This window comes from bacterium (assembly GCA_019637795.1).
GTDB lineage: Bacteria > Desulfobacterota > Binatia > HRBIN30 > CADEER01 > JAHBUY01.
On record JAHBUY010000002.1, the window covers coordinates 597,906 to 614,805 of the forward strand.

General features: G+C 72.6%; 13 protein-coding genes. 5 read left to right on the plus strand and 8 right to left on the minus strand.

All coding sequences use genetic code 11. The annotated features are described in order from the left end of the window. Nucleotides 1-10: 10 nt before the first annotated feature. From KF840_07870 to KF840_07885, 4 genes are all read right to left on the minus strand, one after another. On the minus strand, nucleotides 11-775 hold the full coding sequence (locus tag KF840_07870) for a MinD/ParA family protein (protein MBX3024813.1): 765 nt from the start codon (nucleotides 773-775) through the stop codon (nucleotides 11-13). Nucleotides 776-786: 11 nt separating this feature from the next. Further along, nucleotides 787-1,575, minus strand: coding sequence for a GAF domain-containing protein (locus KF840_07875; protein ID MBX3024814.1), 789 nt, complete (start codon nucleotides 1,573-1,575; stop codon nucleotides 787-789). Next, nucleotides 1,572-2,612, minus strand: a complete 1,041-nt coding sequence (glsA, locus tag KF840_07880; protein ID MBX3024815.1) for a glutaminase A — start codon at nucleotides 2,610-2,612, stop codon at nucleotides 1,572-1,574. Before glsA ends, KF840_07875 begins: the two co-directional genes overlap by 4 nt. 126 nt (nucleotides 2,613-2,738) lie before the next feature. Continuing rightward, a complete protein-coding gene (locus KF840_07885) occupies nucleotides 2,739-5,444 on the minus strand; it encodes an HAD-IC family P-type ATPase (GenBank protein MBX3024816.1) in 2,706 nt (901 codons plus the stop codon). Nucleotides 5,445-5,657: 213 nt separating this feature from the next. Here KF840_07885 and KF840_07890 point away from each other — a divergent pair, with 213 nt between their 5' ends. Continuing rightward, nucleotides 5,658-7,259, plus strand: a complete 1,602-nt coding sequence (locus tag KF840_07890) for a hypothetical protein (GenBank protein ID MBX3024817.1) — start codon at nucleotides 5,658-5,660, stop codon at nucleotides 7,257-7,259. Between the two features lie 70 nt (nucleotides 7,260-7,329). Here the strand turns inward: KF840_07890 and KF840_07895 are convergent, their stop codons facing one another. After that, entirely contained in the window at nucleotides 7,330-9,009 is a 1,680-nt protein-coding gene (locus KF840_07895) for an amidohydrolase family protein (GenBank protein ID MBX3024818.1), read from the minus strand. A gap of 171 nt (nucleotides 9,010-9,180) precedes the next feature. Here KF840_07895 and KF840_07900 point away from each other — a divergent pair, with 171 nt between their 5' ends. Next, nucleotides 9,181-10,476: a M48 family metalloprotease gene (locus KF840_07900; GenBank protein ID MBX3024819.1), complete on the plus strand. Its 1,296-nt coding sequence runs from the start codon at nucleotides 9,181-9,183 to the stop codon at nucleotides 10,474-10,476. A gap of 54 nt (nucleotides 10,477-10,530) precedes the next feature. On the opposite strand, the gene KF840_07905 is transcribed toward KF840_07900, so the two are convergent. Beyond that, complete coding sequence (locus tag KF840_07905; protein MBX3024820.1) at nucleotides 10,531-11,523, minus strand: NAD-dependent epimerase/dehydratase family protein; 993 nt, start codon at nucleotides 11,521-11,523, stop codon at nucleotides 10,531-10,533. 424 nt (nucleotides 11,524-11,947) lie between these two features. On the opposite strand from KF840_07905, the gene KF840_07910 reads away from it, so the two are divergent. The 3 genes from KF840_07910 to KF840_07920 are packed head-to-tail and all read left to right on the plus strand — an operon-like array spanning nucleotide 11,948 to nucleotide 14,750. Next, nucleotides 11,948-12,949 (plus strand): Kdo hydroxylase family protein, encoded by a 1,002-nt coding sequence (locus KF840_07910; GenBank protein MBX3024821.1) that lies wholly within the window; start codon nucleotides 11,948-11,950, stop codon nucleotides 12,947-12,949. A gap of 32 nt (nucleotides 12,950-12,981) precedes the next feature. Further along, nucleotides 12,982-13,863 carry a ThuA domain-containing protein gene (locus KF840_07915; protein MBX3024822.1) on the plus strand — a complete coding sequence of 294 codons (882 nt, stop codon included), beginning with the start codon at nucleotides 12,982-12,984 and terminating at the stop codon, nucleotides 13,861-13,863. Nucleotides 13,864-13,907: 44 nt separating this feature from the next. Beyond that, nucleotides 13,908-14,750 carry an SDR family oxidoreductase gene (locus KF840_07920; protein MBX3024823.1) on the plus strand — a complete coding sequence of 281 codons (843 nt, stop codon included), beginning with the start codon at nucleotides 13,908-13,910 and terminating at the stop codon, nucleotides 14,748-14,750. Nucleotides 14,751-14,760: 10 nt separating this feature from the next. On the opposite strand, the gene KF840_07925 is transcribed toward KF840_07920, so the two are convergent. Then, a complete protein-coding gene (locus KF840_07925; GenBank protein MBX3024824.1) occupies nucleotides 14,761-15,522 on the minus strand; it encodes an SDR family NAD(P)-dependent oxidoreductase in 762 nt (253 codons plus the stop codon). Next, on the minus strand, nucleotides 15,513-16,604 hold the full coding sequence (locus tag KF840_07930) for a hypothetical protein (protein ID MBX3024825.1): 1,092 nt from the start codon (nucleotides 16,602-16,604) through the stop codon (nucleotides 15,513-15,515). The genes KF840_07925 and KF840_07930 overlap by 10 nt, the downstream gene beginning before the upstream one ends. Nucleotides 16,605-16,900 lie beyond the last annotated feature (296 nt).

Genomic DNA, 16,900 nt, shown 5'->3' on the forward strand with positions numbered 1-16,900 from the left:
GCCGGCGTCGTTACGGCAGTTGCGCCGCGACGCCGCGCAGTACGTCGGTCACCTGATGTTCGGGGTGGGCGAGCGCGAACACGCCGCTGCTGGCGAGGCGCACCATGTCCTCGCTCAAGGGCAGCACGCCGGCCACGGGGACGCCGTACGACGCGCCGATGCGCTCTGTGACCGCCGCGGTGTCGATCGGCGGCAGGACCTTGTTCACGACCAGCATGATGCGCGGCGTCTCGAGCCGCTTGGCGAGGTCCACCGTCACCGCGGTGCCCTGGTAGTCCTGGTGGTCGGCGCGCAGCACGATGACCAGCGCATCGGAAATGGCGATGGAGAGCAGGGTTTCCTCATTGACGCCCGGGTGCGTGTCGATGAACAGATAGTCGAGGCGCAGCGCCTCTTGCAACTCGCGGAACCCGTCGTTGAGCCGGGCGACGTCGTAGCCCTCGCGCAGCACCCGGGCGATCTCGCCGGTGCGCAGGCTGGAGGGGATGAGGAAGAGCGCCGTGCTCGCGGGGATGGCGGGCACCCCGGCCAGCACCCCGCCGACGTCGTACGCCGTCTCCTCGATGGCGCAGCGCCCCCACAGGTAGTCGTTGAGGGCGCGCTGGATGCGGTCCTCGTCGAAGCCGAAGAGGACGTGGATGCCGGGCGACTGCACGTCGGTGTCGACGACGCCGACCCGCTTGCCCTGCATCGCCATCAGCACCGCGAGATTGGCGGAGATGTTCGACTTGCCGGTGCCGCCGCGGAAGGAGTGGATGGAGACGATCTTCGACACGCGCCCTCCTGTCACGGCCGCTCGCGGAGCTGGCGGGCCTTCCGCTGCAGCACCTGGAAGTAGTCCGTGTCGGCGATCTCGGCCACCTGGCGGGCGCGCTTGACCTCGTCGATCTGGACGTGGAGGGCGCGGATCTCCTGCCGCAGGCGGTCCTCGCGGGCGTAGACTTCGAGCGCCGCGGCGGCGAGCATCGACAGCGATTCGACCACCGGAACCAGGCCGGGATCGAACGGCACCACGGCGCCGGTCGCCGGATCCTGCGCGTTCAGGAGCTGCAGCACGCCGATGACCCGCTGCTGGGCGCTCTTCAGCGGCACGGTGAGGAACGACATCGAGCGGTAGCCCGTGCGGGCATCGAAGGCGATGGTGCCGGAGAGCTCGAAGCCGTCCGCCGCGTAGGCGTCGGCGATGTTCACCGGCGTGCCGCGCAGCGCCGTCCAGGTGGCGACGTTGCGCTCGTTCGGCGCGCCGCTCTCCGGGTCGTAGAGCGGCAGCGGCGGGTAGGGAATCGCCTCGCCCGTGCTGCCGCCGAGCGCCAGGCCGAGCGAGTCGTTGCGCAGGATGACGAAGCGCAGGCACTCGTCGTCGGTGCGCAGATAGAGGGTGCCGCCGTCGGCGTGGCAGAGCGCCTTGGCCTCGAGCAGGATCTGCTCGAGCAGCGCCTGGAAGTCGCGCGCCCCGAGCATCGCGACGCCGATCGGGATCACCGCTTTGACCACCGCCTCGAAGCGCTGCTCGAGGGCGACGATGCGCGCCTCCTGCGCCTCGCAGCGGGCCACGAGATCGAGCGCGGCGCTCATGCCGCGTCTCCCGACCTGCCGTGCGGCCGCATCGCCTCGGCCAGGCCGCCATGCGGCGCGTGGCAGTCGAAGATGTGCAGGCCGAAGCGATTCGACAGCTCCTCGCAGACGCGGATGCCGCGCACGCTGTTGCCGCGCGCGTCGAGCGGCGGCGAGAACACGGCGACCCCCGCCTGCCCCGGCACGACGGCGATGATGCCGCCGCCGACCCCGCTCTTCGCCGGCAGGCCCACCCGGTAGGCCCACTCGCCGGCGAAGTCGTACATGCCGCAGGTGTACATGAGGCTGAGGATGTCGCGGACGTACTCGGCCGGCACCGCGCGGTCGCCGGTCAGCGGGTGGACGCCGCCGTTCGCGAGCGTCGCCGCCATCATCGCCAGATCGCGGCAGGTGACGAGGATCGAGCACTGCTTGAAGTAGAGATCGAGCGCTTCCTCGATGCGGTCGTCGATGATGTCGAAGTTGCGCATCAGGTGGGCGATGGCGCGGTTGCGGTGTCCGGTGGCGCGTTCGGAGGTGAAGACCGCCATGTCGACGCCGACCGGATGGCCGATGTAGCGGGCGAAGGTCTCGAGCACGTGGTTCAGGCGGTCGGCGGGGCCCTCGCCGGTCACCAGGCTGGCGGCGGCGATGGCGCCGGCGTTGACCATCGGATTGTGCGGCCGGTGCGTGCCGGGCTCGAGCTCGATCGAGTTGAACGCGTCGCCGCTCGGCTCGACGCTGATCTTGGCCAGCGTCGCCTCGCGCCCGAGGTCGGCGAGCGCCATGCCGTAGACGAACGGCTTCGAGATCGACTGGATGGTGAACGGCTGCTCGATGTCGCCGAACTCGAAGCGCTGGCCGTCCGTGGTCACCAGGCAGAGTCCGAACCAGTCCGGGTCGGCCTTCGTCAGCTCGGGAATGTAGTCGGCCACCGCGCCGTCGCGCAGCGCCTGGTACCTGCCGTGCAGATCGCGCAGGAACGCCCGCAGCGGCGACGCCGCGGCGCGAAACGGCGACAACAGCGCCGCCACGTCATCTTGTCCGGACCGGTCCATCGGGCACACCCCACCGGCGGGACTAATGACCAAGATTCGTGCCGCGGGCCCGTCGGCGCGGGGACGCTACGCGATATTCAGACGGCCGATGCCGTGCCCGTCCTCTGGGCAGCGCGTGCCCGCTCGCTAGGCAGCGAACCGGCGGGTGTTGACGACGGCCTTCTTCGCCTCGGCGATCGCGAAGATGAGCGCGCCCACGCCGGTCATCACGCCCCACCACCACGGGGCGATGGGGGCGGTGTGCAGGAGCTCGTTCATCAGCGGCAGGTAGGTCACCGCCAGTTGGGTGATCAGCATGGCGACGGCTCCGCCCCACACCCAGCGGTTCGAGAAGAGGCCGAGCCGCCACAGCGGCAGGCGGAGGCTGCGACAGGCGAAGAGGTAGCCGACCTCGGCGACGACGATGGTGTTGAGGGCGATGGTGCGGGCCTGCGGATGGTCGAGCCCGAGACGCACGGCCCATTCGAAGAAGCCGAAGGCGAAGGCGCCCATCACCGTCGACACGATGAGCGTGCGCAGCCCGAGGTTGCGGTCGAGGATGGGCGCATCGACCTTGCGCGGGGGGCGTTGCATGAGCCCCGGCTCGCGGGGCTCGAAGACGAGCGCGGTGCCGAGGAGCACCGCGGTCACCATGTTCACCCACAGAAGCTGCACGGGCAGCACCGGCAGGTCCGTTCCCAGCAGGATGGCGGCGAGCAGCACCAGGCCCTCGCCGCCGTTGGTCGGCAGGGTCCAGGCGATGAACTTCACCAGGTTGTCGTAGACGCCGCGGCCCTCCTCGACCGCCGCTTCGATGGTGGCGAAGTTGTCGTCGGTGAGGATCATGGCGGCGGCGGCGCGGGCGACGTCGGTGCCGCCCCTGCCCATGGCGACGCCGATGTCGGCCTGCTTCAGCGCCGGCGCGTCGTTGACGCCGTCTCCGGTCATGGCGACGACGTGGCCGCGGCTCTGCAGGGCCTGCACGAGCGTGAGCTTCTGCTCGGGGGCGACGCGGGCGAAGACGGCGACGCGCTCGGCGAGGGCGGGCAGCTCGCCGACGGGCGTCTGCTCGAGCTCGCCGCCGGTCACCGCCCGCAGGCTGCCGTCGGCGCCGCGCTCGCCCTCCAGACCGAGGGCGTCGGCGATGGCCGCGGCGGTGACGCGGTGATCGCCCGTGATCATCTTCACCTGGATGCCCGCCGCCCGACACGCGGCGACGGCGCGCTGCGCCTCGGGCCGCGGCGGGTCGATCATGCCCACCAGCCCGAGGAACGTGAGGCCGGCGACGTCGTCGTGGACGATCCCGCCGGTCGCCGCCGGCAGCGTCTTCTTCGCCAGCGCGAGGACCCGCAGCCCCTGTTGGGCGAGCGCCTCCACCTGCCGGTGGACCGCGCCGACATCGAGGGCGACCGTGCCGCCGCCGTCGTCGGCGGCGTCGACGCAGCGGGTGAGCAGGGCGTCCGAGGCCCCCTTCGCGTAGAGCACCGTGTGGCCGTCGCGGCGGTGCAGCGTGGCCATGAACATGTGCTGCGACTCGAAGGGCACCACGTCGACGCGCGGCCAGGCCGCGAGCGCGACGTCGTCGAGATCCGCCTTGCGGGCGGCGACGGTGAGCGCGGCCTCGGTGGGGTCGCCCTCGACCTTCAGCGCCCCGGGATGGCCGACCAGGCGGGAGTCGTTGCACAGGGCGCCGGCGCGCAGGCATTCGAGCAGCGCCGCCGACGTCGAGGGATCGATCGCCGGGGCGTCGGCGGCCTCCCCGTCGTGGAAGTGGCCGGCGGTGTCGAAGCCGACGCCGCTGACGCGGATGCGACGCCCACCGACCTGGATGGTCGTCACCGTCATCTGGTTCTCGGTCAGGGTGCCTGTCTTGTCCGAGCAGATCACGGTGGTGCTGCCGAGGGTCTCCACCGCCGGCAGCCGGCGGATCACGGCGCGACGCCGCGCCATCGCCGACACGCCCACCGCGAGCAGGATGGTGACCGCCGCGGGCAGGCCCTCGGGGATGGCGCCGACGGCGAGGGCGACGACGCCGTTGAACGTGTCGCCGAGGTCGCGCCCCCGCAGCGCTTCGATCGCGAACAGCCCGCCGGCGATGCCGAGGATGACCCGCACCAGCAGGCGCGAGAGCTGGGCGATGCGCGCCGTGAGCGGCGTCTGCAGTTGCGCGGTGCGCTCCATGAGGCCGGCGATGCGGCCGGCCTCGGTGTGGTTGCCGACGGCGACGACGACGCCGCGCCCCTGGCCGAAGGTCACCGCCCCGCCCGCGAAGGCGAGGTTCTTCCGGTCTCCCAGCGGCGTCTTCTCCAGCACCAGACCGATGTCCTTCGCGACCGCCACCGACTCGCCGGTGAGCGCCGCTTCCTCGATCTGCAGGTCCTTGACCGCGAACAGACGCAGATCCGCCGGCACCGTGTCGCCCGACTGCAGGGCGACGACGTCGCCGACGACCAGCTCCTCGCTCGGCACCCGGCCCAGCACCCCGTCGCGCAGCACGGTGGCCTCGGTGACGATGGTCTTGCCGAGGGCGGCGATGGCCTGCTCGGCGCGATGCTCCTGCAGGAAGCCGATCACGCCGTTGACCAGCACGACGGCGCCGATCACGGCCGCGTCCACCCAGTCGCCGAGGACGACCGAGAGCGCCGCCGCCGCGATCAGGACCACCACCAGGGGCTGCAGGAATTGCTCGAGCAGCTTCATCCAGGGCGAGGGCCCGCGACTGCCGGTGATGGTGTTGCGACCGTCGCGCTCCAGACGGGCGGCGGCGTCGGTGGCCGAGAGGCCCTGCTCGCCGCTGCCGGTGATCCGGTACACGTCGTCGAGGGTGAGGGCGTGCCAGGCCGGGGTCGTCATACGTTCCGATACTGCCATCACGCCGCGTTGGAAACCCGCGTCTGCCCGTGTGCCGTCCGCCCATGGCGCCACGGGCGCCGCGGTCTCCACCCTTGCCCCCGTCTCTCCGGCCGCCGCGACACCGCTGCGGAGCGCGTCCGGACGGCATCTGGCCGTGCCTGCCCTGCACAGCTTGCCGCCTGCGAGAAGGGGGGGTAAAGGCCGGCGCGGAAGATGATCAGGAGACTCGGGGGCCGCGATGCGGCGCTGGCGCTGCTCCTGTTCCTGGCGATCGTCGCCTACCTCGTCTATCTGCCGCGCACCCTCGGCCGCGCCGACGAGTCGCATTTTCTGTACGAGGCCAAGCGCATTCGCGACGGCGAGGTCATGTACCGCGACTTCTTCCAGTTCGTGACCCCTGGCGCGCCCTACATCATGGCGTTCCTGTTCTGGGTGTTCGGGACGACCCTTCAGACCGCCCGGGTCGCGACCGCCGTGCTGCACGGCCTGCTCGGCGTCCTCATGTTCGCGATCTGTCGGACGCTCGGCGTCCGGCGCGCGCTCGCGATCGTGCCGCCGGTGGCATTCCTGGCCCTCTGCCAACCCGCCTGGCAGTTCGCGAGCTGGCACTGGTTCAGCGCGTTCTTCACCGTGGTGGTACTGTTCACGCTGCTGCGCGCCCCGTGGTCGAGTCGCCCGCGCGCCGCCATCGTGCCCGGAATCGCCGCCGGGTTGCTCACCGCGGTGCAGCAACAGAAGGGCGTGGCGATCACGCTCGGCGTCGGCCTCATCTTCCTGCTCGACCAGGCGATCGATCGGCGCTACCCGCATCCCGCGCCGTGGCGCGATCTCGTCGTCCGCCTCGCCTGGTTCGCCGCCGGCGTCGCGCTCGTGATGGTCCCGTTGCTGATCGCCTTCGTCGCGATGGCGGGCTTCGATCCCCTCTATCAGGCGCTCGTCATCTTTCCGCTCGTCAACTATCGCAAGGCGTTCCACACCCCCTGGGGCAACGTGCTGTGGGTCACCGAGGGGTCGGCCAAGCTGACCTATCCCGTCGTCCTGAAGTACCTCCCCGTCGCGTTGCTGCCCGCGGCGCTCAGGCTGCTCGTCGGCGTCGTGCGCGGCGCCGACCGCGACGCCATCCGCCGTCTCGTGGTGCTCCTCGTGTCCGCCGGCTCGGCGACCCTGTCGATCTGGTACTTCCCGGATTTCATCCACATCGCCTTCATCGCGCCGGTCTTCCTGATCGCCGCCGCCGAGGCGCTCGGCTGGATGATCGGCGCCGCCGAGACCGTCCTGCGGCGCGGCGGGTCGGCAGCGACCCATGCGGCGCGCGGGTGGGTCGAGCTCGCCCTGGCGACGGTCCTGGTGGGCGCGCTGGCGCTCCATCTCGGCAACAACGCCGCGACGCTGCGAGCCGACTTCCCATATCCGCACGACACGGCGTTCGGCCGCATCGATTTCCCGGGCCGCTGGCAGGCCATCATGATCGACCGCACGCGAACCCTGCTCGGCTTCATGCCGTCGAAGACGCTGTTCGCCTACCCGAACATGTCGGAGCCCTACCTGACCACCGGGGCGAAGAACCCGACACCCTACCAGTACTATTTCGCCCCGGTCTCGCCGCGGGAACACACCCAGCGCGTCCTGGAGATCCTGCGGTCCGGCACCGTCCCCTTCGTCATGGTCCAGGGGTTCTTCCTCCATCCGAAAGATCCGGTGGCGCGCGAGATCTTCGCCCATTACGAGGCCGTGGACATCCCGGAGATCGACGCGCTGCGCGAGCACACCAGCCTGACGCTGTATCTCCGGAAGGGCCTCCGCGGCGGGCGCTGACCGCCGACGGCCCCTGAGCGAGCGCGCTTCCCGCTTTCCCGCACCGGGCGTCGAAGCGCGCTCCCGCCGCCTACGCGCGCACCACCTGGCCGGGCAGGGCGCCGGTGGGGACGCCGTGCTCGAGCAGGATCTCGCCGTTGACGATCACCGCGTGGTAGCCCTCGGCGTCGACGACGAAGCGCGGACCGTCGGCGGGAAAGTCGCGCACCAGACGGGCGGCGCCGGCGCGCAGGCGGGTGGGATCGAAGAGCACCAGGTCGGCGGCGGCGCCGGGGCGGATCACGCCGCGGTCGGCGATGCCGTGGATCATGGCCGGGAACATCGTCAGGCGCGCCACCGCCGCCTCGAGCGGGAGCGCCTTCGGCACCCACTCGCTGAGCAGGCGGGTGGTGTAGTCGGCGCCGACGAACGACAGCAGGTGCGCCCCGGCGTCGCTCGAGCCCGCCATGACGATCGGATCGCGCACCAGCGTGGTGATCATGTCGTCGAAGGTCTGGCCGGGCGGCATCTCGACCACGAACTGGGTCTGCAGGTCCTCGCTCAGCGAGAGGTCGAGGAACGCATCGAGCGGATCGGCGCCGCGCGCCTCCGCCAGGTCGCTCACCGAACGGCCGACCCACGCCGCGTGCTCGGGATCGCGCACCGCCTCGACGACGCAGATCTGCCAGATGAAGACGAAGGCGCGGCCGGTGGGATCGGCGAGCTCGGCGCGCATGCGCTGGCGCACCGCCGGATCGCGCAGGGCGCGCGCGCGCTCCGCGGGCGGCAGGGTCAGCGCGGCGCGGAAGCTCGGCATCTCGTCGAACAGGAACGTGGTGTCGAGCGCGAAGTGGGCGCCGAGCTTGTTGGTGGGGAACATCGGGTGCAGGCGCAGCCCGTCGGCGAAGGCGGCGCGCGCGAACTCGAGGCAGCGCTGCCAGCCGTCGGGCGCCGCCGGCAGCGGCACCAGGGTGTTGAGCTCGAGCGGACGGCCCGACGCCCGCGCCATGGCGCGCAGCAGGTGCCGGTCGGACGCGTCGTAGCCCTCGACGAAGCTGCGCGGGATGAACTCGACGGCGCCGCGCCCGAATTCAGCGAGCACCCCGCAGAGGCCGATGAGCTCCTCCGGGGTGGCGAAGTTCGAGGGCACCTCGCGGCCGTCATGGGCGACGTGGATGTCGAGCTGCGAGGACGAGAAGCCGAGCGCGCCCTCGCGCATCGCCTGCCGCACCAGCTCCCGCATCTGCGCGATCTCCTCGGCCCGCGCCGGACGCTGCGAGGCCTCGTCGCCCATGACGTGGCGGCGCACCGCCGAGTGGCCGACGTAGCCGCCGGCGTTGACCCCGAGCCGCCCCTCGAAGCGGCGCCAGAAGTCGCCGAAGCCGCCGCCCCGCCAGCGCAGGCCCGCGGTCAGCGATGCGACCGACATACCCTCGACCCGGCTCAGCATCTGCGCCAGCCACTCGCAGTCGCCGACGCGCGCCGGCGCCAGCGTGAAGCCGCAGTTGCCGGCGAGCACGGTGGTGACGCCGTGCCACGAGGACGGCGAGGCCGTCGGGTCCCAGTCGAGCTGCGCGTCGTAGTGCGTGTGGACGTCGATGAACCCCGGCGTCAGCACCAGGCCGTCGCCGTCGATCACCCGCGTCGCCTCGTCCGCGAGACGACCGATGGCGGCGATGCGGCCGGCGCCCACCCCGACGTCGGCGGTGAACGACGGCATGCCCGTGCCGTCGACCACGCGGGCGCCGCGAATCAGCAGATCGAAGGTCATGCGATGTGTCCCCCGGGTGACGGCGTTCCGCGGCTGGGCCCGCGGCTCACCGCGCGAACCCATGACGCAGCCCCGGCCGAGGTGTCAACGTCGTTCGTGCCGCGGCGCTGGCCGCCCGCATGCATGCGCGGAGGCCTTGACGGCCGGCGCGGGCGTATGCGAACCGCGGGCATGCGCCGTGGCCCCACAGCCGCGCTGCTCGTCACCCTGGCGGTGGTCGCTCCCGGCTGCGCGGCGACGCTCGGTCCCAGCGATCTGCAGCGCCTCAGCCGTCAGGCCGGTGGCGGACTGCAGCCGGTCCGCCGCGCCGACTTCCCCACCGGCAACCCGCGCGAGGGGGTACGCGGCGCGCCGGGCTCGCAACTGCTGGCGGCGGCGGTGGGGGACAATCCGACCGTCGCCGAGGTCGTCGCCGCGCACGGCATCCCCGATGCCATCGCCGTGACGCCGCCGTACGCGACCGAGGTGCGGCTCGCCTACGCCGGCGAGCGGCAGCTCTACAGCATCCGCAGCGAGTCCACCTGGGTCACCCGCTGGGTGGTCAGCGCGCGGCCGCTGACCGACGACGAGCTGACGGTGGTCGATCCGACGCGCCGCACCGCGGCGATGGCCGAGGCGGTGCGCGGGCTGGTCGCGGCGCACGCGCGCGTCCAGACCGTCGGCCGCGCCCTGCTCGCCCACCTGCCGCCGGACGGCGAAGGCGGCACCAGCTACGGCGTGCTGCTGCTGAACGCGACGCCGAGCACGGTGTCGCTCTACGGCGGCGGGCCCGCCGCCGACGAGAAGATCGTCGCCTGGGTCGATCCCGCCGGACCGCAGCGCGAGCGCCTGCAGGTCGGCGACCGCGTGCTGGCGATCAACGGCGTGTCGCCGCAGGCCGCCGAGGCCACGGGGATGAAGCTGGCGGGCACGCCGCGCCTGACCGTCGCCCGCGGCGGCGCGTCACGCGAGGTCGAGCTGCGGCCGGAGCCGACGGCGCGGCGCATCACCTTCGCCGTCATTCCCGATGACGCCGCCAACGCGGCGGCGGTCGAGGGAGCGGTCGGCGTGACCAGCGGGTTCCTCATGCTCTTTCCCGACGACGACGTGCTCGCCGTCGCCATGGGGCACGAGCTGGCCCACATCACGCTCGGACACACGCAGTCGCGGGTGACGCCGGGCGGCGTGCTGAAGGGCATCGTCGGCGTCGGCGTGCTGCTGCCGGTCGACATCGCCCTGCCCGGCACCGGTCAGTTGCTCGGCGGCGTCATGCGCGGCGTCGAGAACCGCTTCAACCGCGAGCAGGAACGCGAGGCCGACCGCCTCGGCCTCCAGTACGCGAAAGCCGCCGGCTACGACCCGCGCGCCGGCCTGATCCTGATCGACACCCTGCAGGCCAAGGCGCCGTCGAGCGCCCTGCAGCAGTTCCTCGACATCCATCCGCCCTATCCCGAGCGCCGTCAGCTCATGGAGGAGGCGCTGCGGTAACGGGCGATCGCCACGCCGCCTCCGACCGCCGCCGGTGCGCGGGAGCCCAGCCCGTCAGCCCGACTGCCGCGCGGCGAAGTACGCGAACGCCTGCTCCATGCCCTCGGCGATGCCGACGCGCGGCGTCCAGCCGAGGGCGCGCAGCTTGGCGTTGGCGAGGCGGAAGCGGTAGCCGAAGGCCTTGACGTCGGCGGTCAGCACCGGCGGACTGCCCGCGAGCGGCAGCACGCTCCACGCCGCCTGGGCCGCGGCGGCGGCGGCGTAGACGACGGCATAGGGCAGGTAGCGCGGCGCGAACGGTCTGCCGAGGATGGCCGCCAGGCGGGCGCACAGCGCCTCGAGCGTCGGTCCGTCGGCGTCGTCGTGCACGAGATATCCCTGGCCGACCGCCGCGGCCTCGCGGCCGACCAGCGCGATGGCGTCGGCGAGGTTGTCGACGTGCGCCCAGGCGAGCCGGGTGTCGCGCTGCCAGAAGATCAGCAGGCCGTCGCGGATCGCCTGCGCGAAGCCCGGGAAGAGCGCCTCGTCGCCGGGGCCGTACACCCAGCCGGGGTAGACGACCGACACCGGCAGCCCGCTCTCGCGGTGGAAGTCCCAGAGCCAGCGCTCGGCGTCGATCTTGGTGTCCGGATAGGGCTCGCCCCAGTAGCCGAACGGTCGCGATTCGTCGATCACCGCGCCGTCGCGCGGGATGCCGAAGACGTCGCTGGTGCTGATGTGCACCAGGCGGCGCACGCCGGCCGCGTGGGCGGCGCGCGCCACCGCCTGCGTGCCGCCGATGTTCACCGCCCGATAGCGCGCCCACGGGTGCCAGCCGTGCACCAGCGCCGCGCCGTGAAACACGCGCTCGACGCCGGCGAAGCACGGCGCGAGCGCGGCGCCGTCGGTGACGTCGGCCTCCACCACCTCGACGTCGAGCGCCCGCAGCTCCGGCAGCCGCCGATCGCCCGGCAGCGCCACCGCCCGCACCCGTTCGCCGTCGGCGCGCAGCCGGCGCACCAACGCGAGCCCGACGAACCCCGCGGCTCCCGTGACGAGGACGGTCATGGGCGCACACTCAGCACAATCGCCGCCGGCGCTCCACCGCGCCCGAGCGTTTCCCGCGTCGTGCCCGGTTGGGTCGCCGCGGTGACCAACAATGATGGGCCTTGATGTGACGAAGACATTTCACCACGGAGGCACGGAGACACGGAGTAGCCTGGACGAGAGGGGGTTCGGGGGCGAGATCCCCAACGCCATCAGCAATGGCCATGGGGATCGCGCCCACCCGCGATTCCGACGCCGCACCCTCCGTGTCTCCGTGCCGCCGTGGTGAAGGTATTTTGTCGCATCGAGGTGGAGGGCGCGCGCCGACCTCGATCGGGCGATGGCGAACGCGCCCGACGTCGCCGATCGCCAGCGCCGCGGCCAGTTGTGGGCGCGCGCTCCAGCCCCTATAGACCGCACAGCCCACCGGTCGCATTGAGGGACGATGACGAGCCCAATCCAGTCGGAAGCCGATCCCGACGCACGCCAGCCCGCCACCGCCGCGGTCAACGGTGCCGCCGATGCGCGCGCCGCCGGCGCGGCGCCGGTGCTGCCGCTGGCGGAGGGCGTCGATTTCGCCGCGCCGGAGGTCCGCCGCGAGGCGCTCGAGGTGCTGGAGAACGGCGGCGTGCTGCTGCTGCCGAAGGCCTTTTCCCTGGACGCCGCCGAGCGCGAGCTCATCGCCGACCTGGGGAACTTCCTCGTCCGCGAGCCGGAGACCGGCAACGGGCGGCCGACGATCATCTTCCAGCCCACCCGGCGGCGCATGGCCCGCTTCAACTTCGCCTTCGCCGGCAAACGGCTGGTGCGGGCCGAGATCAAGCCCGCGGCGCGGGACGCGATCGAACGCATGATGGCGCGCTACAGCGACTGGGCCGGCTCGCTGCTCGCCGCCCTGGCGCCGGCGTACAGCGCGGCGCTGGACGTCGATCGCGTCACCTATCGCCCCAACCAGCGCCAGGCGGTGCAACCGCTGCACGTCGACTCCGCCTACGGCTACCCGACCCAGGGACGCGCCATGTTGCGCATCTTCTGCAACATCGATCCGTTGCAGCGCCCCCGCGTCTGGCACGTCGGCGAACCGTTCGAGGCCTTCGCCCGCCGCTTCCTCCCCGCGGCGCAGCCGCGCCGGTCCGGCTGGACGGCGGGACTGTTCGCCCGCCTCGGGATCGTCGGCGGGGCCCGGACGCCGTACGACCTGCTGCTCGCCGAGCTCCGCCGCCTGGGCAAGCGCAGCGACGAGTACCAGCGCACCGCGCCGCGGCGCGTCGTCGAGTTCCAACCCGGCGCCTGCTGGATCGCCCTCACCGACCTGGTGCTGCACGGCGCCATCTCCGGCCAGCACAGCCTCGACCAGACGTTCTTCGTGCCGCCGACCGCGATGCGCGACCCGTCGCGCTCGTCGCTGCGCATCCTCGAACGGCTGAGCGGGCGCCCGCTGGTGTGAGCCGGGCGCGGACGCGCACACTCGCAGCGGCCATGCCGACTCCAGGACAGGACGGCGCGGGCGCGCCGGTCACCATCGTGCTGCTGGCGGGTCGGGTGAAGGTTCCCGACCGTATCGGGCATCACGATTACCTGGCCGGCTGCCGTCTGCTCGCCGGCCTGCTGGAACAGACGAACGGGGTGCGCGCGGTGGTCGTCGCCGAGGGGTGGCCGGCGGACGAATCCCTGCTCCAGGCCGCGCGCTGCGTCGTCGTCTACGCCGGCGGCGCCCACAAGTCGCCGCTGCTCGCCACGCCAGAGCGCAGCGCGACGATCGAGCGCCTGGCGCAGGCCGGCGTCGGCCTGGTGATGATCCACCAGGCCGTGTCGTATCCAGCCGATCGCGCGGCGCAGGCGGCGGCGTGGATCGGCGGGGCGCACGTGGCTGGCCACGGCGCCCGCGGCCACTGGCCGGCCTCGCACCGCGAGTTTCCGGCGCATCCGGTCACCCGCGGCGTCGCCGCCTGGGACAGCCACGACGGCTGGCTGCGCGAGATCCGCTTCGTCGACGGCCTGCGCGGGGTCACCCCGCTGGTGTGGTCCAGTCGCCAACGCCGCGACGGCCGCGAGGGTGGGACGGACGACGTCGTCGCCTGGGCGTATGAACGGCCGCACGGCGGGCGCGCGTTCTGCTACACCGGCCTCGACGGCCACGCGGCGTGGTCGGCCGCCGGCGTTCGCCAGTTGCTGGTCAACGGCACGCTGTGGGCCGCGGGGTTGCCCATTCCGAATGGCGGCGCGCCGTGTGCGATCGCGGCGAGCGCCCTGTCCGCCTACCTGACCCCACGCGGCTCGCGCCGCGCGTGGATCGGCAAACTGATGCGCCGCGGGCTGCGCCGCCTGACCGCGGGGCGCGCCGACCGGCGGGCCCCGTGAGCGGCGCCGGCGCGCACGGTCGCCAGCCCGGGGGAGGATCGACAATGACCACGGAGATGAAGGACCGGACCGCGGTGGTCCTCACTGGCGCCGCCGGCGGGATCGGGATGGCGACCAGCCGCCTCCTCGTCGAGCGCGGCTTCCGCGTCGTCGGCACGCTGCTGGACAGCGAGGATGCGGCGCCGCTCGAGGCGCTCGGCGCCCAGGCGGTGCGGCTCGACGTCACCCAGCCGGCGAGCCTGCGCGAGGCGATCGCGCGCATCGAGGCGCTGCTCGGCGACACCCCGCTCGCGGGCCTGATCAACAACGCCGGCATCGCCGACGGCGGCCCGATCGAGCTGCTCGATCTCGACGCGATGCGCCACGTGTTCGAGGTGAACGTCTTCGGGCTGGTCGCGGTCACGCAGGCCTTCCTGCCCCGCCTGCGGCGGTCGCGCGGCCGGATCATCAACATCAGCTCGGTGTCGGGGCGGGTCGCCGCCCCGTTCCTGGCCTCCTACAGCGCCTCGAAGTTCGCCGTCGAGGCGATCTCCGACTGCCTGCGTCGCGAGCTGCAGCCCTCGGGCATCGAGGTCGTCATCATCGAGCCGGCCGTCATTCGCACGCCGATCTGGGACAAGGCCCTGGCGCACGACCTCGAACGCTATCGCGGCACGCCCTACGAGCCCGTGATCGAGAAGGCGTTGCGCCGCATCCGCAAGGGCCGCGACCGCGGCATGGAGCCGATCGAGGTGGCGCGGGTGATCGCCGACGCGCTGACCGTGATCCCGCCGCCGACGCGCATCCCGGTGCTGCGCAACCGGCGCAGCTTCGTGCTGGCGCAGTGGATGCCGGATTGGTTCATCGATCGACGCATCGCGCGCAAGGTGTGGGACGCGACGCGCTGAGGCGCCGGGCTCAGCCTGCCTTGGGGCGCGGTCCGCGGCCGCTGAGGATGCGGTCGTAGAGCGCCGCCGGCAGCAGGCGGGCGATGCCGACCAGCATCGCCAGCGACGCGGGAAAGGCGTAGTACGGCTTGCGCGCGACGATGGCGCGGTGCATCAGGCGGGTCGCCGGCTCGAGCTCCAGGCGCAACGGCTTGTTGCGCTTGCGCCGCGTCGCGCCCGGCTTGATGCGCACGAAGCCCGGCAGGAGCACGGTCACGTCGACCCCCTGCGGGCGGAGATCGATGCGCAGGCTCTCCATCATGTTGGTCAGCCCCGCCTTCGCCGCCGAGTAGGCGGCCGAGTTGGGCAGGCCGCGCGAGGCCGCCAGGCTGCTGACGGCGACCAGGTGTCCGGCGCGTCGCGCGAGCATCCCGGGGAGCACGGCGTCGATGCAGTTGGCAACGCCGAGCAGATTGAGGTCGACCACCGCCGCGACGTGCTCGGCGCTGAACGGCTGCGAGCCGAGCGCCCCGCCGGCGTTGGCCACCAGGCGTTCCGTCGGACCGAAGCGCGTCTCGGCCTCGCGCACCGCCGCCCGCACCGTCGCCCGGTCGGTGACGTCGCAGGCGATCGCCATGGCCTGCCCGCCCGCCCGCTCGATCTCCTCGACCAGCGAATCCAGCAGCGGCCGTCGGCGGGCGATGAGCGCGACCGGGTCGCCCGCCGCCGCCAGCCGCCGCGCCAGGCTGCGCCCGATGCCCGACGAGGCGCCAGTGATGATCGTCAGCCCCATTTCATCGTCTCGTCGGCGGGCCGGCTCGATGCCGGCTCGGACGCCGGCGCCGCGTCGAGGTCCAGACCCGGCACGGGGGAACGCCGCCAGCGCCGGTGCCACCAGATCCCGTCGGCCGGATTCCGGCGGAGGTGGCTTTCGAGCAACTGGCTGAGCTGGCGGGTCAGCGCGATGACGTCGCGCCGCCGATCGCCGCTGTCGACCGGCTGGATCGGCGCCAGGATCGTGAAATGATGCCCCCCCTCGGGGCGGCGGCGCGCGAACGCCGGCACGACCGGCACGCCGCGCCGGAGGGCGAGCACGGCCGGCGCGACCGGCGTGCGCGCCAGGCGACCGAAGTACGGCACCGACACCGACGGCACCGGGATGTCGAGATCGATCATCAGCACGAGATGGCCGCGCCGCTTCAGGACGCGGAGGATCTCCCGCCACGATTCCTGGCTGCGGCGCAGGACGACCTGCAGGCCGTACTCGGCGCGGATGTCCACCAGCAATTGATCGAGGGGCGGATGGTCGGTGGGTCCGCCGATCGCGGTGATGGGAAATCCGCGCTGCGCCGCGTATGCGGCGAGCAGATCGAAGTTGCCGACGTGACCGGTGACGACGATGGCACCGCGGCCCATCGCGTCCACCGTTTCCAGATGGTGCCAGCCGTCGACCGACACGCAGTCGTCGAGGTGGGGGCGGAGCTCGTCGAACTTGGCCATCTCGACGAGGTAGCGCGCCAGGTTGCGATAGGACTGGCGCGCGATCCGTTCGCGATCGGCCGGCGGGCAGACGTCGCCCAGGGCGATGGCGAGATGGTCGAGCGCGAGGCGGCGGACGCTCGGGAGGGCCGCATAGGCGAGATCGGCGGCGCGGTCGGCGAAGGCCAAGGCGCCCGGTAGGCTCGCGGCGCGCACCCGCCGGATCGCGCGCACGGCAGCGCGATGGAGGAGGGCGAACCGCCACCCGCGGACGCGCCGGCGCAGCCCGGTCCGCCGGTAGAGCCGCCCCAACGGCGTCAACGCCTTCGGCATCGGCGCGACGACCACTGGCGCGGCGTCCGCCACCGGATGCTCGCCGGAAATGATCGATGTCATGTCCGACATCCCCTGCCGAACAGGTGTGTGGACAACGAGTCTTTGCAGGGAACGGGCACCGCTGCCTCTCCACCTTCCTTCGCGCAGCCAGCGTCACTACCACGATTCCCGTGCCGAGGACGACCCGCCCGTGCCGCGGCCGGCGCCACGCCCGCGGCGGCGCGCTTCCGCGCCGCCCCGCGCCGTCGCGTCGATCGCCGCTCGGCGACGTTGAAAGCGCGCCGCCGCTTTCGTACTGTGCCCCGACATCGACCCCTAGCGGTGCCCACCGTTCGCCTTCAGCGGCGTTCAGCGGA

Excerpts from the sequence above, each read along its gene's own strand:
- KF840_07920 (MBX3024823.1), top strand. The coding sequence starts at position 13,908 with ATGACCACGGAGATGAAGGACCGGACCGCGGTGGTCCTCACTGGCGCC.
- KF840_07875 (MBX3024814.1), bottom strand. The coding sequence starts at position 1,575 with ATGAGCGCCGCGCTCGATCTCGTGGCCCGCTGCGAGGCGCAGGAGGCG.
- KF840_07885 (MBX3024816.1), bottom strand. The coding sequence starts at position 5,444 with ATGACGACCCCGGCCTGGCACGCCCTCACCCTCGACGACGTGTACCGG.
- KF840_07930 (MBX3024825.1), bottom strand. The coding sequence starts at position 16,604 with ATGACATCGATCATTTCCGGCGAGCATCCGGTGGCGGACGCCGCGCCA.
- KF840_07910 (MBX3024821.1), top strand. The coding sequence starts at position 11,948 with ATGACGAGCCCAATCCAGTCGGAAGCCGATCCCGACGCACGCCAGCCC.
- KF840_07890 (MBX3024817.1), top strand. The coding sequence starts at position 5,658 with ATGATCAGGAGACTCGGGGGCCGCGATGCGGCGCTGGCGCTGCTCCTG.
- KF840_07905 (MBX3024820.1), bottom strand. The coding sequence starts at position 11,523 with ATGACCGTCCTCGTCACGGGAGCCGCGGGGTTCGTCGGGCTCGCGTTG.
- KF840_07915 (MBX3024822.1), top strand. The coding sequence starts at position 12,982 with ATGCCGACTCCAGGACAGGACGGCGCGGGCGCGCCGGTCACCATCGTG.
- KF840_07895 (MBX3024818.1), bottom strand. The coding sequence starts at position 9,009 with ATGACCTTCGATCTGCTGATTCGCGGCGCCCGCGTGGTCGACGGCACG.
- KF840_07925 (MBX3024824.1), bottom strand. The coding sequence starts at position 15,522 with ATGGGGCTGACGATCATCACTGGCGCCTCGTCGGGCATCGGGCGCAGC.
- glsA (MBX3024815.1), bottom strand. The coding sequence starts at position 2,612 with ATGGACCGGTCCGGACAAGATGACGTGGCGGCGCTGTTGTCGCCGTTT.
- KF840_07900 (MBX3024819.1), top strand. The coding sequence starts at position 9,181 with ATGCGCCGTGGCCCCACAGCCGCGCTGCTCGTCACCCTGGCGGTGGTC.